The sequence below is a fragment of the Leifsonia sp. SIMBA_070 genome (genome assembly GCF_046534635.1).
GTDB lineage: Bacteria > Actinomycetota > Actinomycetes > Actinomycetales > Microbacteriaceae > Leifsonia.
Genome location: NZ_JAWRYK010000691.1, coordinates 1 through 249, shown reverse-complemented (window position 1 = coordinate 249; position 249 = coordinate 1). Strand labels below are relative to the sequence as shown.

Annotated in this window: 1 protein-coding gene; it reads left to right on the top strand. The window is 61.0% G+C overall.

Features of this window, described 5'->3' with window-relative positions:
* Positions 1 to 249, top strand: a 249-nt coding sequence (locus SB754_RS22010; RefSeq protein ID WP_410784427.1) for a dihydroxy-acid dehydratase, incomplete at both ends; no start/stop codon positions are given.

The following is a 249-nucleotide window of genomic DNA, read 5'->3' as shown; positions in this document are numbered from 1 at the left end:
CAGGAAACCGGCAAGCGCCCGACCGCAGGCCTGGACCGCAACCTTGCCTATCTTGGCCTCGTGGAAGTGCTTTATGGCTATCCGCTTGATGGTGTCGTGCTGACAATCGGCTGTGACAAGACCACGCCTGCCTGCCTGATGGCAGCTGCAACCGTCAATATTCCGGCGATTGCGCTGTCGGTGGGTCCGATGCTCAATGGCTGGTTCCGTGGCGAACGCACAGGTTCGGGCACCATCGTCTGGAAGGCG